This window comes from Streptomyces sp. NPDC002088 (assembly GCF_040296605.1).
In the GTDB taxonomy this organism is placed as follows: domain Bacteria; phylum Actinomycetota; class Actinomycetes; order Streptomycetales; family Streptomycetaceae; genus Streptomyces.
Genome location: NZ_JBEOXO010000021.1, coordinates 130,967 through 154,964, shown reverse-complemented (window position 1 = coordinate 154,964; position 23,998 = coordinate 130,967). Strand labels below are relative to the sequence as shown.

Annotated in this window: 23 protein-coding genes; 4 read left to right on the top strand and 19 right to left on the bottom strand. The window is 71.5% G+C overall.

Features of this window, described 5'->3' with window-relative positions:
- Window positions 1-79: 79 nt before the first annotated feature.
- The 10 genes from ABT114_RS35450 to ABT114_RS35405 form a co-directional block, all read right to left on the bottom strand.
- The gene (locus tag ABT114_RS35450; protein WP_351147089.1) at window positions 80-814 is read right to left on the bottom strand and encodes a response regulator; all 735 of its coding nucleotides are present in this window, start codon (window positions 812-814) and stop codon (window positions 80-82) included.
- A complete protein-coding gene (locus tag ABT114_RS35445) occupies window positions 811-2,130 on the bottom strand; it encodes a sensor histidine kinase (protein WP_351147087.1) in 1,320 nt (439 codons plus the stop codon). Before ABT114_RS35445 ends, ABT114_RS35450 begins: the two co-directional genes overlap by 4 nt.
- A 23-nt stretch (window positions 2,131-2,153) precedes the next feature.
- Window positions 2,154-3,041 carry a DUF5936 domain-containing protein gene (locus tag ABT114_RS35440; RefSeq protein WP_351147178.1) on the bottom strand — a complete coding sequence of 296 codons (888 nt, stop codon included), beginning with the start codon at window positions 3,039-3,041 and terminating at the stop codon, window positions 2,154-2,156.
- A 36-nt stretch (window positions 3,042-3,077) separates the two neighbouring features.
- Window positions 3,078-4,022, bottom strand: coding sequence for a type II secretion system F family protein (locus tag ABT114_RS35435; RefSeq protein WP_351147085.1), 945 nt, complete (start codon window positions 4,020-4,022; stop codon window positions 3,078-3,080).
- A 40-nt stretch (window positions 4,023-4,062) separates the two neighbouring features.
- Complete coding sequence (locus tag ABT114_RS35430) at window positions 4,063-5,400, bottom strand: TadA family conjugal transfer-associated ATPase (protein ID WP_351147083.1); 1,338 nt, start codon at window positions 5,398-5,400, stop codon at window positions 4,063-4,065.
- 114 nt (window positions 5,401-5,514) lie between these two features.
- A complete protein-coding gene (locus ABT114_RS35425; RefSeq protein ID WP_351147081.1) occupies window positions 5,515-5,871 on the bottom strand; it encodes a TadE/TadG family type IV pilus assembly protein in 357 nt (118 codons plus the stop codon).
- Between the two features lies 1 nt (window position 5,872).
- Complete coding sequence (locus tag ABT114_RS35420; protein ID WP_502988444.1) at window positions 5,873-6,265, bottom strand: TadE/TadG family type IV pilus assembly protein; 393 nt, start codon at window positions 6,263-6,265, stop codon at window positions 5,873-5,875.
- On the bottom strand, window positions 6,262-7,518 hold the full coding sequence (locus ABT114_RS35415; protein ID WP_351147079.1) for a CpaE/TadZ family protein: 1,257 nt from the start codon (window positions 7,516-7,518) through the stop codon (window positions 6,262-6,264). The genes ABT114_RS35420 and ABT114_RS35415 overlap by 4 nt, the downstream gene beginning before the upstream one ends.
- A gap of 10 nt (window positions 7,519-7,528) precedes the next feature.
- The gene (gene cpaB, locus ABT114_RS35410) at window positions 7,529-8,236 is read right to left on the bottom strand and encodes a Flp pilus assembly protein CpaB (RefSeq protein WP_351147077.1); all 708 of its coding nucleotides are present in this window, start codon (window positions 8,234-8,236) and stop codon (window positions 7,529-7,531) included.
- Window positions 8,237-8,389: 153 nt separating this feature from the next.
- The gene (locus ABT114_RS35405; RefSeq protein ID WP_351147174.1) at window positions 8,390-9,199 is read right to left on the bottom strand and encodes a hypothetical protein; all 810 of its coding nucleotides are present in this window, start codon (window positions 9,197-9,199) and stop codon (window positions 8,390-8,392) included.
- A gap of 360 nt (window positions 9,200-9,559) precedes the next feature.
- Here ABT114_RS35405 and ABT114_RS35400 point away from each other — a divergent pair, with 360 nt between their 5' ends.
- On the top strand, window positions 9,560-11,260 hold the full coding sequence (locus tag ABT114_RS35400) for a chitinase (protein WP_351147075.1): 1,701 nt from the start codon (window positions 9,560-9,562) through the stop codon (window positions 11,258-11,260).
- A gap of 61 nt (window positions 11,261-11,321) precedes the next feature.
- On the opposite strand, the gene ABT114_RS35395 is transcribed toward ABT114_RS35400, so the two are convergent.
- Window positions 11,322-11,750: a hypothetical protein gene (locus tag ABT114_RS35395; RefSeq protein ID WP_351147074.1), complete on the bottom strand. Its 429-nt coding sequence runs from the start codon at window positions 11,748-11,750 to the stop codon at window positions 11,322-11,324.
- 199 nt (window positions 11,751-11,949) lie between these two features.
- Here ABT114_RS35395 and ABT114_RS35390 point away from each other — a divergent pair, with 199 nt between their 5' ends.
- Together ABT114_RS35390 and ABT114_RS35385 are read left to right on the top strand one after the other, a co-directional pair.
- Window positions 11,950-12,456: a SigE family RNA polymerase sigma factor gene (locus ABT114_RS35390; protein ID WP_351147072.1), complete on the top strand. Its 507-nt coding sequence runs from the start codon at window positions 11,950-11,952 to the stop codon at window positions 12,454-12,456.
- 58 nt (window positions 12,457-12,514) lie between these two features.
- The gene (locus tag ABT114_RS35385) at window positions 12,515-13,786 is read left to right on the top strand and encodes a hypothetical protein (RefSeq protein ID WP_351147070.1); all 1,272 of its coding nucleotides are present in this window, start codon (window positions 12,515-12,517) and stop codon (window positions 13,784-13,786) included.
- 139 nt (window positions 13,787-13,925) lie between these two features.
- On the opposite strand, the gene ABT114_RS35380 is transcribed toward ABT114_RS35385, so the two are convergent.
- The 8 genes from ABT114_RS35380 to ABT114_RS35345 form a co-directional block, all read right to left on the bottom strand.
- Entirely contained in the window at window positions 13,926-14,408 is a 483-nt protein-coding gene (locus ABT114_RS35380; RefSeq protein ID WP_351147068.1) for an ATP-binding protein, read from the bottom strand.
- An 89-nt stretch (window positions 14,409-14,497) separates the two neighbouring features.
- Window positions 14,498-15,409, bottom strand: a complete 912-nt coding sequence (locus ABT114_RS35375) for an anti-sigma factor RsbA family regulatory protein (RefSeq protein ID WP_351147066.1) — start codon at window positions 15,407-15,409, stop codon at window positions 14,498-14,500.
- Window positions 15,410-15,442: 33 nt separating this feature from the next.
- Window positions 15,443-17,788: an ATP-binding protein gene (locus ABT114_RS35370; RefSeq protein WP_351147064.1), complete on the bottom strand. Its 2,346-nt coding sequence runs from the start codon at window positions 17,786-17,788 to the stop codon at window positions 15,443-15,445.
- A 255-nt stretch (window positions 17,789-18,043) separates the two neighbouring features.
- Window positions 18,044-18,709 (bottom strand): hypothetical protein, encoded by a 666-nt coding sequence (locus tag ABT114_RS35365; protein ID WP_351147062.1) that lies wholly within the window; start codon window positions 18,707-18,709, stop codon window positions 18,044-18,046.
- Window positions 18,710-18,763: 54 nt separating this feature from the next.
- Window positions 18,764-20,242 (bottom strand): GntP family permease, encoded by a 1,479-nt coding sequence (locus ABT114_RS35360; protein ID WP_351147060.1) that lies wholly within the window; start codon window positions 20,240-20,242, stop codon window positions 18,764-18,766.
- Window positions 20,243-20,358: 116 nt separating this feature from the next.
- Entirely contained in the window at window positions 20,359-20,769 is a 411-nt protein-coding gene (locus ABT114_RS35355) for a RidA family protein (protein WP_351147058.1), read from the bottom strand.
- Window positions 20,766-21,539 (bottom strand): IclR family transcriptional regulator, encoded by a 774-nt coding sequence (locus tag ABT114_RS35350; RefSeq protein WP_351147056.1) that lies wholly within the window; start codon window positions 21,537-21,539, stop codon window positions 20,766-20,768. Before ABT114_RS35350 ends, ABT114_RS35355 begins: the two co-directional genes overlap by 4 nt.
- Window positions 21,536-22,585, bottom strand: a complete 1,050-nt coding sequence (locus tag ABT114_RS35345; RefSeq protein ID WP_351147054.1) for a sugar kinase — start codon at window positions 22,583-22,585, stop codon at window positions 21,536-21,538. Before ABT114_RS35345 ends, ABT114_RS35350 begins: the two co-directional genes overlap by 4 nt.
- Window positions 22,586-22,718: 133 nt before the next feature.
- Between ABT114_RS35345 and ABT114_RS35340 the strand changes: the two genes are divergently transcribed.
- Window positions 22,719-23,984, top strand: coding sequence for an amino acid deaminase (locus tag ABT114_RS35340; RefSeq protein ID WP_351147053.1), 1,266 nt, complete (start codon window positions 22,719-22,721; stop codon window positions 23,982-23,984).
- The last annotated feature ends 14 nt before the right edge of the window (window positions 23,985-23,998 follow it).

Here is a 23,998-nt window from a genome sequence, read left to right as displayed (position 1 = left end):
GAACGTATGCCGACGTGTCCGGGCCGCCGAAGGGCCCGAGGGCCCACATCCGGGCCCAACTTCCCCCCCACCCCGTCACTCAGGCCACCCCCAGCCACTTCGCGACCGCCTCCGAGCGGCTTGTGCTGTGGAGCTTGGCGAAGATGCGGTTGATGTGGTTCTTGACCGTCTTCTCGCTGATGAAGCACGTGGCGGCGATCTGCTGGTTGTTCATGCCCGACGCGATCAGGTCCATGATCTCCGCCTCCCTCACACTGAGTTGGGACGACTGTCCCATACTTGGTTGCACTTGCGAAAGGTTTTGTGGAGAAGTCTTACGGGGCAAAGGACGAGGCGCCGCCCCATCGTGTGCAATCGCATCCACTCCACGCAGCTGAGCCAGCAGTGCGTCCGCTGCCGTCGCTGTGAAGTGGGCCCGCCCGTCCCTGATGTCCCGTACCGCCGCGACCAGTTGGTCCACCGTGAACTCGCCGTGGACCAGATAGCCGCCCGCTCCCCTCAGCAGGGCCTCACGGACGATCTCCGACTCCCGGGTGTACGTCAGCATCATGACCGGGGCGATCCGCACCAGGTACGGGAGCGCCGAGATGCCGTCCACTCCGGGCATGCGGACGTCCAGGAGGACCACGTCGGGGCGGTGGCGGTCGGCCGCCTCGCAGGCCTCGTGGCCGTCGGCTGCCTCCGCTACGACCGTGATGTCCTCGCGGCCGGAGAGGAGGGCCGTGAGGCCCGCGCGGACCACGGGATTGTCGTCCGCCACGACGACCCGCAGGGGTTTCGCGGGCACGCGAGGTGGTCGGTCCGTCATCGTCATCGGGGGGCCTCCTCTCGGGTCGGGGCCGCCGTCAGCTCCAGTTCCAGACTGACCTCGGTACCCCGGGTGTGGCCGCCGCGGCCGATGTGGATGCGGGCGCCTACCGCTGCCGCGCGTTCGACCATGCCGAGCAGGCCGAAGTGGCCCTCGCGGCGGAGTCGTTCGAGAGTCGTTTCGGGGGGCAGGCCGCGGCCGTCGTCGTAGACGCTGATGCGCAGCAGGTCGCCGTGGACGCCCGCACGGACGTCCACGCGGGTCGGGGCCGCGTGGCGGTGGGCGTTCTCCATGGCCTCGCCGGCGATGGTGAGGAGTTGGCGGGCCACGGCGGGCGGGAGAGGCGGAGCGGCCGCCACCGGGTCACCTGTGGGGTGGTACGTGGCCGGGAGGCCGGTTCGGGTGCTGAAGTCACTTGTCCTGGTGGCCAGTTCGCCCAGTACGTCGGTGGCGTCGAGGGCGGTCCTGTCGCGCAGGTCGGTGAGGAGTTCGCGGGACTCGGTCGCAGCACGGCGGGCCGAGCGCGCCACCAGTTCCGCCTGCTGCCGCACCAGAACGGGGTCCATCCGCTCCGTGCCGGCCGTGGTGGCCAGGGCCTCCGCCGCCAAAGCCACCCCGTGCAGGGTCTTCGCCACCGAGTCGTGCATCTCGCGTGCCAGGCGGGCCCGTTCGGCGGCCACCGCTTCCGTCACGGCCAGGCGGGACTGCACGGCGGTCAGGGCGTGGGTGGCGGCGCCGAAGCGGAGCAGCAGGCCGCGCAGGGTCGAGCCGAGGGCGCCGGTGATGACGCAGAGGCCGGGGAAGAGCAGGGACTCGGAGAGGCCGGCGTGCGGGTCCTTCGTCGACGCGTAGACCAGCAGGAGGATCAGCGACTGGAGGGAGGCGAAGCAGGCCGCGCCTCGCCAGCTGTAGACGATGCCCGCGAGGAGGGGGGTGCAGACGCTGACGTAGGCGAGGGTCGTGTCCGGGCCCGCGGAGATCAGGAGCAGGGAGCCGAAGAGGGTGTCCACGGCCAGGAGGGTGGGGTGGCGCAGGAGGAGGGGGCCGAAGCGTTCCCAGTCGCGGAAGAGGACGTAGCTCGTCATGAAGGTGACGACCACCGCTGCTCCCACCAGGCGGGCGCCCAGGCCCGGTTGGGCGTTGAGGAGGGCGGATGGGGTGGCCAGGGCGATCATCGCCAGGCGGAAGCCGAAGACCTGGCGGCACATCGCCTGGAGGGCGTTGACCTGGATGGGGATCGTCGGGGGCGAGACCCCTTTCGCCGCCTCTGCTTCCGCCCGCTGCGTCCGGCGCCGCCACCGGAAACCCCGTCGCCTCGTCATCTCCGTCACCGTCACCCGCCCGCCTACTTCCCCGTGATCGAGCCGAAGTCCGTGCCCGAGCCCAGCAGCAGGCCCGCGCCGAGCAGGAGCATCGTGGCCGGGACCATGAACGTGGTGATCACCAGCGTGGCCCGGGGTACCGCGCGCGCGGCCTTGCGGCGGGCGTTCTGCGCGTCCGTACGGCGCATGTCCTTGGCGATGGCGACGAGCGTGTCGACGATGGGTGCGCCCAGTTCCTCGCCCTGCTGGAGCGCCGTCACGAACATGGCGACCTGCTCGGAGTCGTTGCGGCGGCGCAACTCGGCGAAGGCCTGGCGGCGGCTCATGCCGAGGTCCATCTGGCGCAGGGTGATGCGGATCTCGTCCGCCCATGGGCCCTCGTACCGGGTCGCCACGCGGTCCAGGGCCTGGCGGAAGCCGAGGCCCGCGCCGACCACGACGGCGAGGACGTCCAGGAAGTCCGGCAGCGTCCGTTCGATGACGTCCCTGCGGATACGGATCGCCGCCCAGATGCCGACCTCCGTCCAGAACGCGCCGAAGGCCAGCAGCAGGAGGGCCACGAAGTACTGGCCCCGCAGAACGAACACCAGTGCTCCGAAGCCGCCGAGCGCACCGTAGACCGCGCGGCGCGCCGCGTAACGGTCGATCGTCAGGCCGCCCGGGTTGCCCGCCAGGTCGATCTTGCGGCGGTAGCGGGCGACCATCCTGGGGCCCATCAGGCGCAGTACGGCGGGGGCGTACCGCATGCCGAGCCGGTCGACGAGGGAGTCGACCGCGCCGGTCCGGGTGGCGCCGACCTCCAGGGCCAGCACCAGGTCGCTGGGCAGTTTGACGTCCGCGCGGTACATGCGGATGCCCGCGAAGATGCCCCAGACGCTCAGGCCCATGAGCAGGGCCAGAGCGAATGCCATTCCTTGTCCGGTCATGAGTTCGTCCCCTCCCCGGCCTCAGACGTCGATCCGGGACATACGACGGATGAGGACGAACCCGACCGTGTACAGGGCAAAGGCGATGATCACGCAGGCCTGCCCGGCGGTCGAGCCGGTCATGCGGTCCAGGGCGCCGTCCTTGACGCCGTTCATCAGGAACAGGGAGCCGATGCCGAGGACGGGGACGGCGTACGACGTCATGTTGACCTGGGAGAGCTGGGTGCGGATCTCGCGGCGGGTCTCCTTGCGTTCCTCCAGCGTCTCGGTGAGGTTGCGCAGCGCGCCCACCACCTGGCCGCCCGCCCGGTTGGACAGCACGAGGGTGGTGACCAGGACGACCAGCTCGCGCGACGGGAGCCGGTCGGCGAGCTCGCCCAGGGCGTCGTCCATGGACTGGCCGAGCGCCAACTGGTCGGCGACCTTTCCGAGTTCCTCGCCGGCCGGGGCCTCCAGTTCCTCCGCCGCCATGCCGATCGCGGTGCGCAGGGCGAGGCCGGCCTGGGTGGCGTTGGCGAGGATGCGGGCGAGTTCGGGGAGTTGGTTGATGAACTTCTCGATGCGTTTCTGGCGTTGCCAGTTCAGGAACTGCAGGGCCGCCCAGATGCCGAGGACGCCCGCGATCGGGCCGAAGAAGGGGGCGAGGGAGGCCTGGCCGACCAGGAAGAGGCCGGCCACCGTCGCCATCATGTAGGCGAAGAACTCGCCGGGGGTGACGTCCAGGCCCGTCGCGGCCAGTCTCAGTTCCAGTTTCCGGCCCGCCTTCGTACGGCGCAGGCGGCGGTCGAGGTTGCGGAAGCGGCGCCGGCGGCCGGTGAGGGGAACCTGGCCGGTGTGCGACAGACGCTCGACGAGTGCCGCCCGCTGGGCCCGGCCGGTGGCGTAGGCGTGCAGGCCGAGGACGGCGAGGGCGCAGGTCAGCAGGGTGACGCCGGTGGTGAGGGTGATGCGCGTCTGGAGATCCATCGGGGGGTCCGTCCTGTCTACCGTCTACCGGTCTACCTGGTTACCTGGCTTCTCGGATGGCCAGCTGGTCCGTCGTGTGGGCGACGCCGAAGGCCTGGGGGATGGGCTGGCTCGCCATGTAGAGGCGGTCGGCGGTGCGGCGCGGGAGCGGGAAGTACTGGAAGGCGCCGTGGACGCGGCCGTCGGCGGCCATCGGCCGGGCGTCGAAGCGGACGGCGGTGGTCAGCCGGTAGGGCTCGCCGCCGTGACTGTCGAGGAGGGCGATCTCGGTGACGCGGCGGGCGCCGTCGGCGAACCGGGTGAGCTGGATGAGGACGTCGACGGCACTGTTGATCTGGTCGTGCAGCGCGACGAAGGGGACCTCGACGTCCGACATGGAGGCCAGGGTCTGGAGGCGGGTCAGCGCGTCCTCGGCGCTGTTGGCGTGGACGGTGGCGAGCGACCCGTCGTGGCCGGTCGACATCGCCTGGAGCATGTCGAGGGACTCGCCGCCGCGGACCTCACCGACGACGATCCGGTCGGGCCGCATGCGCAGCGAGTTGCGGACCAGGTCGCGGATGGTCACCTGGCCCTTGCCCTCGACGTTCGGGGGCCGGGACTCCAGGCGGATCACGTGTGCCTGCTGGAGCTGGAGTTCCGCCGAGTCCTCGATGGTGATGATGCGTTCGCCGCCGGGGATCAGGCCGGAGAGGGCGTTGAGCAGGGTGGTCTTTCCGGTGCCGGTCGCGCCCGAGACGATGATGTTGAACTTCGCCTGCACCAGCCCCGCGAGCAGGAACAGCATGTGCTCGTCGAGGGAGCCGAAGGAGACCAGTTCCTGGAGGGTGTAGGAGCGCGGGAAGCGGCGGATGGTGAGGGTCGGGCCGGTCAGGGACAGCGGCGGGATGATGACGTTGACGCGCTCGCCGGACGGGAGGCGGGCGTCGACCATCGGGTTGGACTCGTCCACGCGGCGGTTGACGGTGGAGACGATGCGTTCGATGGTCTGCATCAGCTGGTCGGCGGAGGCGAAGCGGAGGGGCAGCTGCTCGACGCGGCCGCCGCGTTCCACGAAGATCGCGTCCGGTCCGTTGACCATGATCTCGGTGATCGACGCGTCTTCGAGGAGCGGTTCCAGGATGCCGAGCCCGAGGGCCTCGTCGACGACCCGGCGGATCAGCTGCGAGCGTTCGACCGTGGACAGGACCGGGCCCTCGCGGCTGATGATGTGCCCGAGCACCCGCTCCAGGCGTGCCCTGCGTTCGGCCGCGGCCAGCGAGCTCATCTCCGCGAGGTCGATCTCCTCCAGGAGCTTGGCACGGTACGAGGCGACCAGGTGGCCGTCCTCGCCCCGGCTGCCGTTCTCCTCGGGGGAGTTGATACGTGCCCGCAGGCTCATCGTCCCTTGCTCCTTGCTCGTGCGGTCCTTGCTCGTACGGTCCTTGCTCGTGCGGTCCTCGCTCGTGCGGTCCCTACGCGGTCGTCGGTCAGTCGGTCCCTACGCGGTCGTCGGTCAGTGGTCCTTGGGCATCGTCGCCGTCCTGCTCGCCCGCCCGAAGTCCCAGCCGGGGACGACGGAGGGGATGTCGATCTCGGCGGTGACGCGTACGGAGTCGCCCAGGTCCGCGCTCGAACAGGACGTGCCGTCGGCCAGCCAGTCGCTGACCGCGTTCTGGCAGGCACCCTGGTAGCCCCCGTCGAGCGAGGCGCTGCGCGCACCGGCGCGGGCCGCGGTGCCGGCCTGCTGGGCGGTGTAGGCGACCATGCCGAGCTGGATGCCGGCCAGGGCGACCAGGAGCAGGATCGGGATGAACCCGAGGTACTCGATGGCGACCTGGCCGCGGTCCCGTGGCCTGACGTCGTACGGCATCTCAGTCCTTCGCCTCCTCCACCGCGCCCGCGCTGCCGTGCACGGTGAACGGGAAGGCGACCGCGCCCGGGAAGAGAACGGGCACCTTGAGGGAGACCGAGGACCTCACATAGCCGCCTCCGGTGGTGCAGTTCACCTGGGCGCCCCCCTTCCACGCGTCCGACAGCTTGTCCAGGCCGGCCTGTTCGCACGCCGCCTGCCGCTCCCCCGGGTGCGCCGCCGTGCCCGCCCGCACCGCCTCGTCCGCAGCATTCCCGGCGAGCGTGAACGTGTATCCCACGAGCACGAACTGCCACAGCAGCACCAGCGTCACGATGATCAGCGGGGTCATACCGAGGAACTCGATGGTGACCTGGCCCCGGTCGCGCACGAAGACCCTTCGGCTCCTCCTCATCCCCCGCCGCCCCTCCGCCGCCGCAGACTCGCCGACCCCCGGTCGCCGCCCCGCAGCCGGCCGGCGCGGTGGGTGCCCTCGGCGGCCTTGACCAGGCCCAGTTCGCCGGCGAGGGTCCACAGGGCCTGTTTCACCGTGCTGCGGTTGTCGAGGGCGTGGATACGGCCCGCGTCGACGGCGGCCTGGAGTTCCTTGAAGTTGGCGGGGATCGCGGTGGCGGCGATCGCCGTGCCGGTGATCTTCTGGATGAGCGGGGGCTGGATCTCCGTACCGCGGGTGTGGCGGTTGACGACGACCGTCGTCTCCTCGGCCTTGCGGATCTGGAGGCGGTCCCACATGCGGACCATGCGCTTGGCGCCCCGTACCGCGACCACGTCGGGGGTGGTGACCAGCAGCGCGGTGTCGGCCATCTCGACGGCGGCCGCGCCGGGCCCGCCGAGCTGGGCGCCGCAGTCGATGACGACGACCTCGTAGCGGGAGCGCAGGGCGCTGATGAGCTGGCGGGCGGCGCGGTCGGTGACCTCCTCGCCGCGTTCGCCCTCGCCGGGGGCGAGGAGGAGGGCGACTCCGGTGTCGTGGCGGAAGACAGCGTCGGCCAGGACGCGCGGCGAGATGTCGCTGATGGTGGCGAGGTCGACGACCGAGCGGCGGAACTGCACGTCGAGGTAGGAGGCGATGTCGCCGGCCTGGAGGTCCATGTCGACCAGGGCGGTGCCGCGGCCCGACGCCTGGGCGGCCAGGGCCAGGTGGACGGCCGTGAGGGTGGTCCCGACGCCTCCCTTCGCCCCGCTGACCGTGACGACCCTGCCGCCCACACCGGGCAGCACGTCGGCGCCGCGGCCCAGATGGCGTCGTACGCCCACCGACCACTGAGCCACCGCCTGGACGCGGCTGGCGAGTTCCTCATAGCTCAGCGGCAGGGCGACCAGGCCGCGGGCGCCCGAGTCCATGGCCGCGGAGAACAGGCCGGGGCTGGCGTCGGTGCTGACGAGGATGACGCCGACCGCCGGGAAGCGCAGGGCGACTTCGCGGATGAGCTCCAGGGCGGGGACCGGGCCTATGCGTTCGTGGACGACGACGACCTCGGGGAGTTCGTCGACCGACTCGGCGGCGAGCCGGGCGAGGGTGTCGACGAGCTGCGTGGAGTCGACGACCGGGGCGACCGGTTCGGCGTCCGGGAGCTGGCTGAGCAGGGTCGTGATCGACCGGACCGCGTCCGCGTCGCCGACGGCCGGGAGGATCCTCGTGGGCATGGGGGGCCTCCTACTTGTCGGTCGCGAGTTCGTAGGTCCGGTCCTTGTCGGGGACCGTGGTGTCGGTGCCGGGCGCCACGAGCGCGAGCCGGACCCGCTTGGCGAAGGACTCGGCGTAGGTGATGCGCTGGGCGTCGATGGTGGACAGCGCGAAGGTGATGGGGACGGCGTCGGTGGGCTGCTGGGTGCGGTTGTCGACGTCCGGTTCCAGGGCGGTCAGCTCGCCGACGTCGAGAACCTTCGCGTTTGTTACGATGATCTTGGACTGGGCGGGGTCACCATCCCGCTCACCCTCGAAGGTGGCGTACACGTTGACCGTGGAGCCGGGCGTGATCTTGCCGGCGACACCGGTCGCCGCATCGATCATGATGGCGACCTCCTGCTGCCCGGGCTGCAGGGCGGGCTGGTCCACAATCATGTCGCTCTGCAGCAATGAACCCTTGCGCAGCGTGGTGACCGCGATCTTGCCCCGGATGTCGGCGAGATCGGTGACCGCGTTCGCCGACAGCCAGCGCTCGGGCATCCTGACCTTCTTGAACTGGCCCGCGCTGAGGGTGGTGTAGGGCGCCACGTTCGACTTGAGCTCGTACGCCGTTACCTCTGGGCCGACCTTGGACTTCACGTCGCTGATGACGGACAGGACGCCGGCGAACGCGCCCAGGGCGCAGACGGCCGACAGGAGCAGGAGAAGCACGCCGCGGCGCTGACGGGAGTTCATGAACCGTGCAACCTCATTGGGGGAATCGGTCGAGCGGGCTACTGGAGTCGGCGGGAGCAGGGCGGTCGGGAACTGGGCGGTCGGGAACTGGGCGGTCGCGAGCTGGGCGGTCGCGAGCAGGACAGTCGGGAGCTGGGCCGTCGCGAGCGGGCCTCACCCGGCCGGGACCGGAAGGTCGTGGACGGGGGGCGTGGCGGAGCAGAACACGCAGCGGTCGCCGATGACGTCGATGCCGCACCAGTGGCAGGCGGTCTGCCGCACCGAGGTCACCAGCTGATAGAGCACCGACAGATCGGGCAGGTGGGCGCAGAACTCGACCAGCTTTCCCGTACCCCACCACTCGGCGGACTCGGCCGGCAGCGGGGCTTCGCGCAGCCCTTGGGCGTTCCAGGCCGGGGCGAGGGTGCCGGTGACCCAGTCGGACGGGAGCTGCCCCTTGGCGACCAGCAGCGAGGTGGCGAACTCGGGGCCCGCCAGCGTGACTCCGGGGCCGATCCGCACCAGCTGCGGGGCGGGGTGCGCGAGCACGGCGAACTGGCTGCCCGGCATCCAGGACCTGGCGTGCGCCTTCAGGTCGACGGGGACGCGGTCGAGCTTGGCGACGGAGCCGAGGAGCGCGCCGGTGTGGATGTAATGGGTGAGGAGCCGGCCCGCGGAGGCGAGTACGCCGGGGCTGAGGTCGCAGGACGCCAGCTGCCGCAACTGGCGGGCCAGGACGGCGATTCCGAGCGGGGGCAGCTCCGGGCGGAACAGGGCGATCCGGTCGCTCTCCAGGAGGGATCGGATGGTGTGCAGCCGCTCCGTCACGGCGGCGGGGGCGGCCCGCGAGCTCAGGACGATCACGTGTCCGTGCTGCTCGATCAGCGTCTGCACGCCCGACAGGGCCTGGTCGAGCGGCTGCCGGTCCAGGTCGTGCAGCACGGCGGCGGGCAGGGTCCGCTCGTCCTGCGCCGGCAGCGCCATGTCGGCACTGGTCACGGCAATGGCAGTTGGCACGCGCAGCTCCCCGTCCCTCACGCCTGTCGGTCCACCGGTGTTACTCCGGTGCACCGAGGCGACTTCATTGCGTGACTACCTGAGCACTGTATCCACGGCCCTGTGACCGGAGAACAGCGTTTGTGTAGCTGAGAGGGAACTGCTGTTGCACAAGTCGCGCCAAAACGGGGCAGGTTGTGCATCGCGTCGGACAACGGCGGGCCCGTCGGCGGATTTGGTCTGGACCTCTTGACAAGCCAATTGGTCTGGACCAACTTGTATTCCCAGCGGTGGCCACCGTCTTCCCGTCCTCCCCCTCCCCCACTTCTCTCCCCACCGGAGGCCTCAGTGGACCGCGCACCAGCCCCACCCAGACGCACCCGCCTCTGGGCGGCCACCGCCGTGACCGCCCTGTCTCTGACCCTGGCCACCACAAGCGTGGCGTCAGCCGCTGAGATCAACAACGCCAAGAACGCCGGCTTCGAGTCGGGCCTGACCAACTGGACCTGTTCCGCGAGCAGCGGTACGACCGTCTCCTCGCCGGTGCACGGCGGCTCGGCCGCGCTGAAGGCGACGCCGGCCGGGCAGGACAACGCCCAGTGCACCCAGACGGTCGCCGTGAAGCCCAACTCGACGTACACACTGAGCGCCTGGGTGCAGGGCGGCTACGCCTACCTGGGCGCGACCGGCACGGGCACGACGGACGTGTCGACGTGGACGCCGGACTCGACGTCCTGGAAACAACTGTCGACGACGTTCACGACGGGCGCCTCGACGACCTCGGTCACGGTCTACACGCACGGCTGGTACGGCCAGCCGGCCTACTACGCCGACGACATCTCGGTCTACGGCCCCGACGGCGGCGGAGGCGGCGACCCGGCCCCCACGGTCCCGTCCGCGCCGGGAGGCCTGGCGGTGTCCGGTACGACGTCCTCGTCCGTCTCCCTGGCCTGGAACACCGTCTCGGGCGCGACGGGCTACAACGTCTACCGCGACGGTACGAAGGTCACGGCGGTGACCGGCACCTCGGCGACCGTGACCGGACTCGCGGCGGCCACCTCGTACTCCTTCCAGGTCACCGCGACCAACGCGGCGGGCGAGTCGGCGAAGTCGACGGCGGTCACGGGTACCACGGCCTCCTCGTCGAGCGGCGGCGGCAGCGCGCTCCCCAAGCACGCCGTCACCGGCTACTGGCAGAACTTCAACAACGGGGCCACGGTCCAGAAGATCTCGGACGTCCCCGCCCAGTACGACATCATCGCGGTGGCGTTCGCGGATGCGACGACGACACCGGGCGCGGTGACCTTCAACCTGGACTCGGCGGGCCTCGGCGGCTACACCGTCGACCAGTTCAAGGCGGACATCAAGGCGAAGCAGGCGGCCGGGAAGAAGGTCATCGTCTCCGTCGGCGGCCAGAACGGCACCGTCTCGGTGAGCGACTCGACGTCGGCGGCGAACTTCGCCAACTCGGTCTACTCCCTCATGCAGACGTACGGCTTCGACGGCGTCGACATCGACCTGGAGAACGGCCTCAACGCGACCTACATGACGCAGGCGCTGCGCTCGCTGTCGACGAAGGCGGGCTCGTCGCTGGTCATCACGATGGCTCCGCAGACCATCGACATGCAGTCGACGTCGAACACGTACTTCCAGACCGCGCTGAACATCAAGGACATCCTCACGGTCGTCAACATGCAGTACTACAACAGCGGTTCGATGCTGGGCTGCGACGGCAAGGTGTACAGCCAGGGGGCCGTGGACTTCCTGACCGCCCTCGCCTGCATCCAGCTGGAGGGCGGCCTCTCCCCGTCCCAGGTGGGCCTCGGCCTGCCCGCCTCGACAAGCGGCGCGGGCAGCGGGTACGTGTCGCCGACCGTGGTGAACAACGCGCTGGACTGCCTGGCCAAGGGGACGGGCTGCGGCACCTTCACGCCGTCGAAGACCTATCCCGACCTGCGGGGCGCGATGACCTGGTCGACGAACTGGGACGCGGCGGCGGGCAACGCGTGGTCGAACGCGGTGGGACCGCACGTGCACGCGCTGCCGTAACGGCGTGCCCGACGTCCGGCCGGCCGTCCCATGGGCCGCCGGCCGTCCCACCGGCCGCCGGCTATCCCATCGGCCGGTAGTACCCCAGCACCGGGGCCAGCTGCGCGAACCACTCGCGCAGCCGGTCCCGGCTCTTCGCGTCGACCACACACTCGTAGACCCGGCCGTCGTACGGGATGACGGCGACCATGAGGACCTTGCCGTTGGGGCCGGCCTGGTAGTGGACGCTGCGGATCTCGGGCCAGGGGAAGTCGACGTTCAGGCCGTATGCCTCGAAGGCGACGCCCGACTCGTCGACCACGACCGAGTTGTTCTTGTCGACGGCGAGGAACTCCGGACCGGCGGGGGCCGGCTGGGCCGGCGGAGGCGCGTACGCGTACTGCGGGGGCGGTGGGCCGAACCCCGTCGGCGCGTACGGTGGCACGGGTGGGGGAGGCGGCGCCGACGGCGGGCCCTGGGGCGGCGGCTGGCTCATCGGGTCTGTCGTCATCGTCGGTCCTCGCGTGTCGGTTTGCTCCCGGCGGCAACCTACCGGGCGGGTGAAGGGATCCCCACCGCGCTCCTGTGCCCCGACTGTGAGCCAGATCTCAGCAGGCGGTGCGCCGCCCTTGAAACATTCCGCGTACCCCACCGCATCAATGAGGTGAGGGCGGCAAAGCCCGGGCGAGTACGGAAACAGGGGGGCGTACATGAGGCAGGTCCGCGCGGAGGAGTACGCGGAGTTCGCTGCGGCACGCGCGGGACATCTGTACCGGTCCGCGTGCCTGCTCACCGCAGGTGACACCCACCTCGCCGAGGACCTGGTGCAGGAGACCCTCGGGCGGCTCTACGTCCGGTGGGGCCGGGTCTCCAAGGTGGGCAACCCCGCGGCCTACGCGCAGACCGTGCTCACCCGTACGTTCCTCGCCCATCAGCGGCGCCGCAGCAGCAGCGAGCGCGCCACGGACGTCCTGCCCGACAGAGCGGACGGCGCCGCCGACCCGTCGCTGCGGCTCACCCTGATGTCGGCGCTCGGCCGGCTGCCCGTCAAGGACCGGGCCGTGGTCGTCCTGCGCTACTGGGAGGACCGCTCCATCGAGGAGACCGCCGACGCGATGAACGCCAGCTCGGCGGCGGTGCGCACGCGGTGTGTGCGGGCCCTCGCCCGGCTGCGCGAGCTGCTCGGTGAGGACGTCGGCGAGTACGCCCGCCCCTGACCCCTCCGGCCGTCACCTCCCTTCCAACTCCTAGACCTCGCGGAAACGGTGATTCGTCATGCCCGTCGACCAGCACAGCGACCCGTCCGGCAACCTCCCCGGCAACCCCTTCGAGGACCGGCTCTCCGCCGCCCTCCACGAGGCCGGCGGCACCTTCGACACCGACCGCGCCGCGCTCGCCGCCGGCGGTGCGGTCCGCGGACGGCGGCGGCAGCTGCTGCGCCGGACCGCCGTCCTGGGCGGCGCGGCCGGCATCGCGCTCGTCGGCGTGGGCGGTGCGCTGCTCGTGCCGTGGGGCGGCAAGCCCGACCCGCAGCCGACGTCGGTGGCCGCCAAGCCGCGTCCGACGAAGGCCACCGCCACCCCCGGTCCCTTCTCCGGTGACGACATGATCCGTACGCTCGAAACGCTGCTGCCCGAGGGCAAGTTCACCAAGCAGCAGGCGCGCGGCACGGACGACTCCCAGCTGCCGCCGTACGCAACTGTCGTCTACGACGACGGCAAGGGCGCCTCGGCCATCTCCGTCGGTGTGAGCAGGATCCAGCCGGGCAGCGACGAGGCACGGCAGACGATCCAGTGCCCGGACAAGGTCTTCATCCCGTCCGACGGTTGCGCGACGACGCGGCTCGCGGACGGATCCGGGGTCATGGTCCACCGGGGATACGAGTACCCCGACAAGCGCGTGGACACGAAGTTGTGGAGGGCCGAGCTGATCACCCCCACGGGGCAGCACGTGTCGGTGCAGGAGTGGAACGCGGCGGCCGAGAAGGACGCGCCCGTCACCCGCCCGGAACCCGCGCTGTCCGTGGACCAGTTGAAGCAGCTGGCCGCCGCGAAGGAGTGGCGCGAGATCGCCGACACCCTCCCCGCGCCCCGGCCGGCGGCCACGCCCACCGCTCCGGCGGGCGACGGCAAGGCGCTCGTCCGGACCTTCACCAGTCTGCTTCCCAAGGGATTGAAGGTGGTGGACCACAGCGGCGAGGACACCGAGTACGGCTACCTCGTCGTCGACGACGGCAAGGGCCCCAGCTTCGTCCAGATCAACGTGCAGCCCGACATGTCGGACGTGGCCGGCGACCTCTTCGACGCCGACTCGGAGACCCTGGCCGACGGCACACGGATCGCGACCCACCAGGGTCCGGGCGAGAAGGGCGGCTCGGGAGTCGTGATGTGGACCGTGGACACCATGCGGGCCGACGGACGGCGGGTGGTGATCAGCGCCTTCAACGCCGCCAGCCAGATCACCGACGCCAACCGCTCGACCCCCGCCCTGACGATGAAGCAGCTCCGTGAGATCGCGCTCAGCCCGCAGTGGCTCAAGCTCGGCTAGAAGGCTCGTGAAGATCCTGGGTCATGGCCCCGCCGCATGAGCGGCGGGGCCGGACTCGTTTCGTGGTGGTGGGAGAGTGGGCCGGGGAGACGGGCCGCAGCGATCCGAACGTACCGCCACGGCCCAACCCGGCGGAGCGCTACGGCTGTCGCCGACCGCAGCCGTCGCATCCGCAGGTGCCGAGCTCGAACCAGACGGTCTTGCCCGGCCCGTCCTGGTGACAGCCCCAGCGCCGCGCGAGCGCCTCCACCAGGAACATCCCACGGCCGCTCTCCGAGGTGCCCGCGTCGAGCACCCGCGGGGTACGGGGGCCGGAGTCGGAGACCTCGCAGCGCAGGATGCCGTGCGCCGCGAACAGGGTGAGCCGGAAGCGGCTCGCCGAGTGCAGCACGGCGTTGGTGGCCAGCTCGCTGACGAGGAGCTCGGCCGCGTCCACCAAGTCACCCCGCTCCGCGAGCCCCCACCGCTCCAGCTGCCTGCGGACCTCCGCACGGGCCTCGCGGACCACCGCTGGGCAGGGGTCGTACTCGACACTCAGATGGCCCGCTCCTATGGGCGGCTGGAGGGATGCGCCGAACTGAGGATCCGGGTCCGGGCGATGTCCCCCGTCGAGTTGCAGCATGTGATCCAAGGTGCCCTCCCCGGCCGCGGCCCACACGGGGAGGACTACCCGATTCCATACCTGCACAGCCGCACTCACGCGGGTACGGCTCACGCGTATTGCAGGCGCACGGTCGCTCCCTCGCCGTCGTCGCGCACGTCGACGTAGGCGCACACCTGCCGGGCGAACCACAGGCCCTGGCCGGGTTCCAGTTCGCCGGCGGGTGGCGGGACGAAGCCGGCGAGCGGGTCGTCGACGCGGCGGGCCAGGCTCAGTTCGACGACGCAGCCGGGTGCCTCGCCCCACAGCAGGGCTCCGGTGACCGGGCCGAGGGCGGTGGCCTCGGCGACGGCCTCGGCGAACAGCTCTGCGTCCACGAGGGGCAGTCCGCGGGCGTTCGCCCAGGTGCGTACGGCATCCTTGGCCACGCCTCCGGCGATCCGTCGTGCGTCCGCCGGGGCCGGCGGCAGCGGTACGGCGTCCAGTTCGGCCGCCAGCCGGATGGGGTCCTCGTAGACCTCGGTGTCGGGGTGGGCGCGGCGGGCCGCGGCGACCACGGCGGAACCGGCGGTGCGGGCGTCGTAGACGCACAGAGCTGTGGTCGCCATCGGCGCGAAGAGGAGGTTGGCGAGGGCCTCGTAGCGGATCCACTCGGCGCTCTCGCGCACCGAGCGGCCGGCCCGGCCGCCCCACACGGGCTCCATCAGGAGGTGGATGCGGCCGCCGGGCGCGGCGTGGGCGGCGAGGTAACCGGCGCCCTGCGCGACGGCGTTGGCGGCGGAACCGCTGTACCAGTCGGTGTGCTCGATGAAGTTGACGTCCTTCGCGTCACCGCCGAGGGCGTCGCGCAGCACGTCCAGGTTGCCTGGGGCGGCGATGGCCACCGGCGGCGGTTCGTCCGGGGCGGCGAGGCCCTCGGCGAGGAAAGGCAGGGCGGCGGCGATGAAGTCGTCGTCCGAGCCGAAGACCGCCATGCGGTGGTCGAACGGCGTCGGGGCGGTGCCGGATCGGGTGCTGTTCATGGGTCCCCCATGGTCGAGAGGTGACGGGTGGTGTCAGCGCTGGGCGGTCACCCAGGCTGCGATCTGGCTGCGGTTGCTGAAGCCGAGCTTGCTGAGGATGCGTTCCACATGGCCTTCGGCGGTACGGCGGGCGATCACCAGACGGTCGGCGATCTGCTGGTTGGCGAGGCCCTCGGCGACCAGTTCGGCGACCTCGGTCTCACGGCGGGTGAGGTGGACGCCCTGGGAGGCGCCGGTGGCGGGCGCGGGCAACGGCTTTTCGGCGGCGGGGGGTTCGGGCTCGGGACGCTCGCTCAGTGCGTAGCCGACGATCTCCGTGAGGCCGAGGGCGGCGCCACGCTCGTACGCCCGCCGGTACGCGGCGTCCCCCACGGCCTCGCGGGCGTCGGCCTCGCTGCCGCGGCGGGCCGTGCCGAGGATCGCCGAGCCCCAGCGGTCGCGGTCGACGTCGGCCCACACCCGGTCGCCGCCGCCGAGCAGGACGGCGACGCGCTCGTGGACGCCGGCGTAGGACGCGATCCGGGCCAGCAGGTCGAGGGTGAGACCGATACCGATGACGTCGGAGACGACGAGCTTGCGGCGCAGGGCGTCGCGGGCGTGCCGCTCCGCCTGCCGCAGGTCTTTCTTCACGGTGTGGGCGAGGGCGAGCATCCGCAGCACGTACGACAGCACCCACTCCTCGCCGTGCTCCTCGCACATGCGGAGGGTCTCCTCGCAGACCGCGATGGCCTGATCGGCCTCGCCCAGGAAGCTCAAGGCGCAGGAGAGTTCGACCCGGTCGAGGCCGGCCAGGCTGAGGTGCTGGCCGGGGACACGGCCGCGGGCGACGGCGGCCCGGAAGTGCTCCAGCGCGGCCGGCATGTCGTCGCCGAAGAGGGTGGCGACGCCGATGACGTACTCGGCGTGGGCGGCCTCGGCCTCGTCGCCCAGACTGCGGGCCAGGTCGCGGGCCTCCTCGGCGCGTCTGCGGCCCCGGGTGACGTCCTCCGGGCAGCCGGCGAGCAGTCCGGCGGTCCACAGGGCGCGGGCCCGTTCACGGGTGGGCTCGGCGTCGGCCTCCAGGGCGCGTTCGAGCCAGTAGCGGCCTTCGCGGGGGGCTCCGCAGGCGTGCCAGTAGAACCACAGGGTGCCCGCGAGGCGGAGCGCGGCGCGGGCTTCGCCGGGGGTGGTGAGGCTGAAGTCGAGGGCGGCGCGCAGGTTGTCCCGGTCGGCGCGCAGCCGGGCGACGATCTCCCGCTGGCCCGGCCCGAACCAGGCCCGTTCGCAGCCCTCGGCCCGCTGCTGCATCCAGTCCCGCTGGCGCCGGCGCGCGGCGGTCTCCTCGCCGCGCAGGTCGCGCAGCCGGCCGAGGCCGTAGTGGCGCAGGGTGTCCAGGAGGCGGTAGCGCAGCGCGCCGCCGGCCGTCTCGCGGCACAGCACGGACTTGTCGACGAGTCCGGCGACGGCTTCGAGGACGTCGCCGGAGTGGACGTGTTCGCCGTCCGCGCACACCGCCTCCGCCGTCTCCAGGTCGAAGCTGCCGGCGAGGACGGACAGCCTTGCCCACACCGTCTGTTCGCGGTCGGTGCACAGGTCGTGGCTCCAGTCGACGGCGGCCCGCAGGGTCCGGTGGCGGGGCGGGACGGCCGGGCTGCCGGCGGACAGCAGGCGGTAGCGGTCGTCGAGGCGTTCGAGGAGCTGCTCGACGGTGAGGACACGCATGCGGACCGCGGCGAGTTCGATGGCGAGCGGGAGGCCGTCGAGGCGCCGGCAGAGGCGGGCGACGGCGGCGCGGTTGGCGGGGGTCAGGCGGAAGCCGGGGACCACGGCGGCGGCGCGGTCGGCGAACAGGGCGAGGGCCGGACTGCCGTCGGCGGCGGACAGGTCGCCGTCCGGGTCGGGTACCGGCAGGGGGCGCACCTCCATGAGGTGTTCCTCGGTGAGGCCCAGGCGGTGGCGGCTGGTGGCGAGGACGCGCACCCCCGTCGTGCCGCGCAGCAGGGCGGCGGCCAGTTCGGCGCAGGCGGGCAGCAGGTGTTCGCAGTTGTCGACGACGAGGAGTACCCGGCGGTCCCGTACCTGCTCCACCAGTGCGTCCAGCGGCGGCTGTACGGAGTGGTCGTGCAGGCCCAGGGCGTCGGCGGCGGCGAGCGGGACGAGCGCCGGGTCGTGCAGGCCGGAGAGGTGTACGAAGCGCACGCCGTCCGGGAAGGCGCGGGCGACACGGGCCGCGACCCGTCCGGCCAGGCGTGTCTTGCCGACGCCGCCCGGTCCGGTCAGCGTCACCAGCCGTGCTCTGGTCAACAGCTCGCGACCGTCGGCCAGTTCACCGCGCCGGTCGACGAAGCTGGTCGTCTCCACCGGCAGATGGCAGTCCCGCCGTGGCGCTGATCCGCCCATGATCAGCCAGTCCTCTGGGGGGTGGGGGGTCCGCGGAGCCGGAGGTACGACTCCTCTGAGGCCCTGTCGGGCCGCGCGCGGACCCTCACTCTCCCCCGCGCCTCACATATATGCACGCCCGGATCACACCACTGGGTGCACTTTTCCGGGGTCCGAGCCCCGGGGGCCGGCCACGCGTACACTGCGCGGCCGTTGCCCGGCACGGGTTTACGCCACTACCGGGCGACCGGGAAGGAAGCACGGTACTGCGGCTGGTTACTTGGCGTCGGCCTCGGTGTTGTCCTCGGCGTCGGCCTCGGTGTCGGCCTCGGTGTCGGCCTCGGTGTCGTCCTTGGTGTCGGCCACGGCGTCGTCCTTGGTGTCGGCTTCGGCGTCGTCCTCGGCGTCCTCTTCGAAGTAGGCGTCGAGGACCGCGTCCAGCTCGGACTCCCACTCCTTGAAGCGCGCCCTGGCCGTCGCCTCGATCTCGATGGGGAACCAGCGGCGGTCAGGCGTGTGCACCGTGATGGTGAACCGCTTGCCGAAGCGAGGGGTCTCGGTCTCGACCGCGCCGATCTCGTCCCAACGGAACTCGCACTCCTGGTCGTCGAGGCTCAGGCGTACGCCCTTGGCGTCGGCGACGATCTTCGCCCGGCGGTCGGACGCCTCGAAGACGGGGCCCTCGGAGGCCTGTTCGTCTTCGGAGGTCTCCTCCTCGTCCGCGGCGGACTCCGCGGAGGCGGTCTCCTCCGAGGCGGGTTCCCCCTTGGAGACCACCTCGGCCTCTACGGCGCCCTCCGGATCGGCGTCCTCCGGATCGGCGTCCTCCGGCTCGGTGGACACGGGTGACGTGAGCCCGGGGATGAAGGCCGGGTCGAATCCGGCGCCCTTCAAGGGCTCGCCCTCCAGGGGCTGGCTGCTCGAACCTATGCGCTGCTCCACAGCGGGCAGTATGGTCGACGATCCTGTGCCGGACACAGCCAGCCCCCAACTTCGTTATACGAAGATGCTCAAGACGGCGGCCACCACGAACCCCACCACCGAAAGCACCGACTCCAGCACGGTCCACGTCTTCAACGTGTCCCGCTCACTGATCCCGAAGTACTTGGCGACCATCCAGAAGCCGCCGTCGTTGACGTGCGAGGCGAAGATCGAGCCCGCCGAGATGGCCATGATGACGAGGGCGACGAAGGCCTGGGAGTGGTGGCCCTCGGCGAGGAGCGGGGCGACGATGCCGGCCGTCGTCACGATGGCGACCGTCGCCGAGCCCTGGGCGACCCGCAGGACCACCGAGATCAGGTAGGACAGGACGAGCACCGGCAGGCCGACGTCGTTGAAGGTGTCCGACAGGGCCTGGGCCACTCCGCTCGCCTTCAGTACGGCGCCGAAGACACCGCCCGCGCCGACGACCAGCAGGATGTTGCCGACCGGCTTGAGGGACGCGGTCGAGACGGTCTCCAGGGACTTGCGGGACCAGCCGCGCCGGATGCCGAGGAGGTAGTAGGCGAGGAGCAGGGCGATGGTGAGGGCCACGAACGGGTGGCCGAAGAACTCGATGACCGAGCGGCCCGTGGAGGGGTCGAGCGCGATCGAGGAGAAGGTGGCCGCGAGGATCAGGATCAGCGGCGTACCGATGATGCCGAGGACCGTGCCCAGCGGCACCGGCTTCTCCCGCGGCTCGACGCCCGCCGCCCGCTGCTCGTTGACGACCGCGAGCTTGGCCTCCGCCGCCGCCTCGACCATGTCCTGCGGTACGGCGACGAAGATGCGGCGGCCGATCCAGGCGGAGTAGGCCCAGGCGGCGAGTACGGCGGGGATGCCGCAGACGATGCCCATGAGGATGACCCAGCCGAGTTCGACGTGCAGCAGACCGGCGGCGGCGACCGGGCCGGGGTGCGGCGGCAGGAAGGCGTGGGTCATCGACAGGCCCGCGAGCAGGGGCAGGCAGTAGAGCAGGATCGACTTGCCGGAGCGCTTGGCGGCCGCGTAGACGATCGGCGCGAGGACGAAGATGCCGACGTCGAAGAAGATCGGGATGCCGAAGATCAGGCCGGTGAGGCCCATCGCGAGGGGAGCTCGCCGCTCGCCGAACAGCTTCAGCAGCCGCGACGCCAACACCTCGGCACCGCCGCTGACTTCGAGGATCGCGCCGAGCATGGTGCCCAGGCCGATGATGATCGCGATATGGCCGAGGATGCCGCCCATCCCGGACTCGATGGTCGAGACGGCGTCCGAGCGCTGGACGGTGCCGAACAGTTCGGTGACGGACAGGCCGGACAGCAGGCCGACGGCTATGGAGACGGCGAGGAGGGCGACGAAGGGCTGGAGTCTCGCCTTGATGATCAGGAAGAGCAGGAGCGCGATGCCGATGGCGGCGACCGTCAGCAGTCCGGCGGTGCCGTCGAGCAGGAGGAGCAGACCGCCGGTGTGGGGCGGGGTCTCGGTGGGGGTGGATGCCGCGAGCGGATAGGACATTCGGGGGTCCTCTGCGTAAGAAGTACATACAGCTTTCGGGCAGGGGGGATCGCGGCGCGGCGCCCAGGAGGTGACGGGCGCCGCGCCGTATACGGGGTGCGGGAGTTGAGGGAGCGTCAGCCCAGTACGGCCAGGACGTCGATCTCGATGAGGAGTCCCGCCGGCAGACCGACGTAGACCGTCGTGCGGGCCGCGGGGGGCTGGGTGAGGCCCTGCTCCTCGAAGTACGTGTTGTAGATCTGGTTCATCTCGGCGAAGTGGTCGACGTCCGTCAGATAGACGCGGATCATCATCGCGTCGTCCCAGCTCGCGCCGCCCTCCTCCAGGATCGCCTTGACGTTGGCGAGGGTCTGGAGGGTCTGTTCGCGCAGGGTGGGGCCGGCGGGCGTGGGGGACTTGCCCTCCTCGGCGGGGAGGAAGCCCACCTGGCCGGCGACCTGGAGGATGTTGCCCTTGCGGACGCCGTGCGAGAACTTCGCGGGCGGGGTGGTGTGGGTCTTCGGGGTGAGGGCGATCTTGTCGGTCATGCGGGGTCCTTGCCTGGGTCGCGTACGGGCGTCCTGCCGGAGTACTCGCCGCTGATGGCGTCCGCCGTACGGCGCACGAGTGGGAGCAGGGTGAGGAGTTCGTCGGCGGTGACGACGACGTTCGGCGCGGAGACCGACATCGCCGCGACCACCCGGCCGTCGGCGCCGCGGATGGGCGCGGCGACGCAGTTGATGGACTCCTCGTGACCACCGAGGTCGGTGGCCCAGCCCTGTTCGCGCACCTTCTCCAGCTCCCGCAGGAACGCGGGGGCGTTGGGTGTCGAACGGGCCGTGTACAGGGGGTAGTCGAGCTTCTCGGCGAGGGCGCGGCGCTCGGCTTCGGGGAGGTCGGCGAGCAGCAGCTTCGCCACGGCGGCGACGGTGAGGGCGACGGGCTTGCCGATCCGCGAGTACATGCGCACGGGGTACCGGCTCTCCACCTTGTCGATGTAGAGGACCTCGTTCTCCTCGTGCACGGCGAGGTGCACGGTGTGCCCGCACTGCTCGTTCAGCCGTACGAGGTGGGGGTGGGCGATCTCGCGGATGTCGAGGTTCTCCATCGCCTCCTGGGCGAGGGCGAAGAGGCGGGCGCCGAGGCGGTAGCGCTGGTCGGACTGGCGGAAGACGAGGCCGTGCTCGTGGAGGGTGCGCAGCAGGCGCAGGGCGGTGGACTTGTGGACGCCGAGCCGGTCGGCGACCTGCCCGAGGTCGGCGGGGCCCTCGGCGAGCAGCGGCAGGATGCTCAGCGCACGGTCGACGGTCTGGCTCATGGGGTGCGTACCTCCTCCGGGGCCCGGTGCACGTCCTGGGTGGTCCAGCCGGGTCCGAGTCGAAGTCTCCCCCACGTCTCGTCGTCGAGGGCGGCGAGACGGTCGGCGTGGTCGCGGGAAGGGGGCGTGGCGAGGTCGCCGGGGACGGTGAGGGCGGCGGCGGCCATGAGGTGGCCGTGGCGCAGGCGGTCGCGGACGGGCAGCCCGCGCAGGGTGGCGGAGAGGAAGCCGGCCGCGAAGGCGTCTCCGGCGCCGACGGGGGCGACGACGGTGACATCGAGGGCGGGGACGGCGGTGACGCCCTCCCGGTCGAAGACCGTCGCCCCCCGTTCTCCCTGCTTGACCACCAGCACCGACGGCTGCGGCAACGCCTCCCGGACGGCCGCCGGGCCGCCCTCGATGCCCCAGGCCTGCTCCGCCTCGTCCTCGCCCACGAACACGATGTCCGCCCCGCGGGCCAGCTCCAGCAGTACCCGGGCCTCGTCCGTGTCGTGCCACAGCCCGGGCCGGTGGTTGACGTCGAAGGAGACGAGCGGGCGGCCGGGACGGGGGCGCAGGAGTTCCCGCAGGAGGCCGAGGCAGTCGCCGGACAACGCCGCCGTGATCCCGGACAGATGCAGGACGCGCCCCGCGCGCACCGCCGCCAGGTCCACCGAGCCGACGCCCATCGCCGAGGCCGCCGAACCGGCCCGGTAGTACGCGACCTCGTGTGCGTCGGTCGCCCGGTCCCCGGCCGTGCGGAAGTAGATGCCGGTCGGGCGGGCCGGGTCACGCCGTACGGACGCGACGTCGACGCCGTACGCCCCGATCGCCTCGACCAGGTGATCGCCGAAGGCGTCCGCGCCGACCCGGCTGACCCAGCGCGCGGAGTGCCCGGCGGCCGCCAGCACGCAGGCCACGTTCGACTCGGCGCCGCCGATGGCGCGGTCGAAGGAGGGGACGTCGGCGAGGCGGCCGGGCCGGGCCGGCAGGAAGGTCACCATGGACTCGCCGAGCGCTACGACGTCCACGACGTCGGGGGCATTGCGGGGTCCGGTGGCGGCCACGATCGTCGTAACTCCTCGGCTCGGGGGGCGCAGCGGCTCCGTTGACCCCGCGTCGGCCGAGATGTTAGACAGCAGTGAGCGATATACGCAATGGGTGTTGCACATGATGCAACAGACCAGATCAGGAGGCTCCATGAGCAGCGAGGCACTCGCCCGCCTGGCCGAGGAACGCGTCGACCACCGCTTCAAGGGCCTCCCGCCGGACGCCGACGGGCTGACCGTCGCCGAGCTGGCCGCCCAGCGCCGCAACCTCTTCACCGGCGGATTCGCCACGCCGGTCCTGGCTCTCTCCGCCGAGCGCCTGGAGCACAACCTGAAGCTCATGGAGACGTACGCGGCCCGGCACGGACTCGCCTTCGCCCCGCACGGCAAGACCTCCATGGCGCCCCAGCTCTTCCAGCGCCAGATCGAGCACGGCGCCTGGGGCATCACCCTCGCCGTGCCGCACCAGGCGCGGGTGGCGCGAGCCTTCGGTGTCGAGCGGGTCTTCCTCGCCAACGAGCTGGTGGACCCGGCGGCCCTGCGTTGGATCGCCGCCGAACTGGCCGCCGACCCCGACTTCCGGTTCATCTGCTACGTCGACTCCGTGCGCGGGGTGGAGCTGATGGACGCGGCGCTGACGGGGGCCGCGCGTCCGGTGGACGTCGTGGTGGAGCTGGCCGCCGGCGAGGGCGCGCGTACCGGCGTCCGTACGGAGGCGGAGTGCGCGGCCGTAGCCGACGCGGTGGCGGGCACGGAGACGCTGCGGCTGGTGGGTGTGGCGGGCTACGAGGGCGAGGTCCCGCAGGCGAGCCCGGAGCGGGTGCACGCCTGGCTGCGGCGCCTGGTCGCGCTGGCCGTCGACTTCGACAAGGCGGGGCGCTTCTCCGCAGTGGACGAGATCGTCGTCAGCGCGGGCGGCAGCGCCTGGTTCGACGCGGTGGCCGACGTGTTCGCCGAGATCCCCGGCCTGTCCTCCCCCGTACTGAAGTTGCTGCGCTCGGGCGCGTACGTCTCGCACGACGACGGCCACTACCGCAAGCTGACGCCGTTCAACCGCGTCCCCGAGGAGGGCGCCCTGGAGCCCGCTTTCCGTCTGTGGACCCAGGTGGTCTCCCGCCCGTCCGCCGAGCAGGCCTTCGTCAACGCGGGCAAGCGGGACGCGGCCTACGACCTCGACCTGCCCTTCGCGCAGGTGGTCCGGAGGCACGGCGTCGAACGGCCGGCCACCGGCATCGAGGTCACCGCCCTGTCCGACCAGCACGCCTGGCTGCGGACGGCCCCGGATGCGGATCTGGAGGTCGGCGACTGGGTGGGCCTGGGCCTGTCCCATCCGTGCACGTCCTTCGACAAGTGGCAGCTGATCCCGGTCGCCGAGGCGGACGGCACGGTCGTCGACTACATCCGTACGTTCTTCTGAGGAGGGGGGCCGGC

What these genes read in the sequence shown, in the direction of transcription:
- ABT114_RS35450 (WP_351147089.1), bottom strand. Translation starts at nt 814, where the DNA reads ATGACGATGACGGACCGACCACCTCGCGTGCCCGCGAAACCCCTGCGG.
- ABT114_RS35445 (WP_351147087.1), bottom strand. Translation starts at nt 2,130, where the DNA reads ATGACGAGGCGACGGGGTTTCCGGTGGCGGCGCCGGACGCAGCGGGCG.
- ABT114_RS35440 (WP_351147178.1), bottom strand. Translation starts at nt 3,041, where the DNA reads ATGGCATTCGCTCTGGCCCTGCTCATGGGCCTGAGCGTCTGGGGCATC.
- ABT114_RS35435 (WP_351147085.1), bottom strand. Translation starts at nt 4,022, where the DNA reads ATGGATCTCCAGACGCGCATCACCCTCACCACCGGCGTCACCCTGCTG.
- ABT114_RS35430 (WP_351147083.1), bottom strand. Translation starts at nt 5,400, where the DNA reads ATGAGCCTGCGGGCACGTATCAACTCCCCCGAGGAGAACGGCAGCCGG.
- ABT114_RS35425 (WP_351147081.1), bottom strand. Translation starts at nt 5,871, where the DNA reads ATGCCGTACGACGTCAGGCCACGGGACCGCGGCCAGGTCGCCATCGAG.
- ABT114_RS35420 (WP_502988444.1), bottom strand. Translation starts at nt 6,265, where the DNA reads ATGAGGAGGAGCCGAAGGGTCTTCGTGCGCGACCGGGGCCAGGTCACC.
- ABT114_RS35415 (WP_351147079.1), bottom strand. Translation starts at nt 7,518, where the DNA reads ATGCCCACGAGGATCCTCCCGGCCGTCGGCGACGCGGACGCGGTCCGG.
- cpaB (WP_351147077.1), bottom strand. Translation starts at nt 8,236, where the DNA reads ATGAACTCCCGTCAGCGCCGCGGCGTGCTTCTCCTGCTCCTGTCGGCC.
- ABT114_RS35405 (WP_351147174.1), bottom strand. Translation starts at nt 9,199, where the DNA reads ATGGCGCTGCCGGCGCAGGACGAGCGGACCCTGCCCGCCGCCGTGCTG.
- ABT114_RS35395 (WP_351147074.1), bottom strand. Translation starts at nt 11,750, where the DNA reads ATGACGACAGACCCGATGAGCCAGCCGCCGCCCCAGGGCCCGCCGTCG.
- ABT114_RS35390 (WP_351147072.1), top strand. Translation starts at nt 11,950, where the DNA reads ATGAGGCAGGTCCGCGCGGAGGAGTACGCGGAGTTCGCTGCGGCACGC.
- ABT114_RS35385 (WP_351147070.1), top strand. Translation starts at nt 12,515, where the DNA reads ATGCCCGTCGACCAGCACAGCGACCCGTCCGGCAACCTCCCCGGCAAC.
- ABT114_RS35380 (WP_351147068.1), bottom strand. Translation starts at nt 14,408, where the DNA reads ATGCTGCAACTCGACGGGGGACATCGCCCGGACCCGGATCCTCAGTTC.
- ABT114_RS35375 (WP_351147066.1), bottom strand. Translation starts at nt 15,409, where the DNA reads ATGAACAGCACCCGATCCGGCACCGCCCCGACGCCGTTCGACCACCGC.
- ABT114_RS35370 (WP_351147064.1), bottom strand. Translation starts at nt 17,788, where the DNA reads ATGGGCGGATCAGCGCCACGGCGGGACTGCCATCTGCCGGTGGAGACG.
- ABT114_RS35360 (WP_351147060.1), bottom strand. Translation starts at nt 20,242, where the DNA reads ATGTCCTATCCGCTCGCGGCATCCACCCCCACCGAGACCCCGCCCCAC.
- ABT114_RS35355 (WP_351147058.1), bottom strand. Translation starts at nt 20,769, where the DNA reads ATGACCGACAAGATCGCCCTCACCCCGAAGACCCACACCACCCCGCCC.
- ABT114_RS35350 (WP_351147056.1), bottom strand. Translation starts at nt 21,539, where the DNA reads ATGAGCCAGACCGTCGACCGTGCGCTGAGCATCCTGCCGCTGCTCGCC.
- ABT114_RS35340 (WP_351147053.1), top strand. Translation starts at nt 22,719, where the DNA reads ATGAGCAGCGAGGCACTCGCCCGCCTGGCCGAGGAACGCGTCGACCAC.